A 450-nucleotide genomic window follows, 5' to 3' on the forward strand; every position below is an offset into this window, starting at 1 on the left:
CCTTACAAGCAGGGGGTCGGCGGTTCGATCCCGTCATCCTCCACCATTTAGCCGACTTAGCTCAATTGGTAGAGCAACTGACTTGTAATCAGTAGGTTGGGGGTTCAAGTCCTCTAGTCGGCACCAGAAATCATGGCGGTTGTGGCGAAGTGGTTAACGCACCGGATTGTGGCTCCGGCATTCGTGGGTTCGATTCCCATCAGTCGCCCCATTTTTCTTAAATAAATTAATATGCGGGTGTGGCGGAATTGGCAGACGCACCAGACTTAGGATCTGGCGCCTTTGGCGTGGGGGTTCGACTCCCTTCACCCGCACTTTTAATTAAATAACTCATACATGTCTTGCGGAAGTAGTTCAGTGGTAGAATACAACCTTGCCAAGGTTGGGGTCGCGGGTTCGAATCCCGTCTTCCGCTCCAATTTTCAATATGACATGCCGGGGTGGCGGAAC

At 51.8% G+C, this 450-nt stretch carries 4 tRNA genes; all 4 read left to right on the forward strand.

What is annotated here, in order from left to right:
- The first annotated feature begins 50 nt into the window (after positions 1 to 50).
- The 4 genes from AC0L0O_RS30000 (at position 51) to AC0L0O_RS30015 (ending at position 418) form a co-directional block, all read left to right on the forward strand.
- Positions 51 to 126: transfer RNA gene (locus tag AC0L0O_RS30000), tRNA-Thr, on the forward strand.
- A gap of 9 nt (positions 127 to 135) precedes the next feature.
- A tRNA-His gene (locus AC0L0O_RS30005) sits at positions 136 to 211 on the forward strand.
- 22 nt (positions 212 to 233) lie between these two features.
- Positions 234 to 314, forward strand: a tRNA-Leu gene (locus AC0L0O_RS30010).
- Between the two features lie 29 nt (positions 315 to 343).
- Positions 344 to 418, forward strand: a tRNA-Gly gene (locus tag AC0L0O_RS30015).
- Positions 419 to 450 lie beyond the last annotated feature (32 nt).

It is taken from the genome of Bacillus sp. GS3m_15504, from assembly GCF_055825275.1.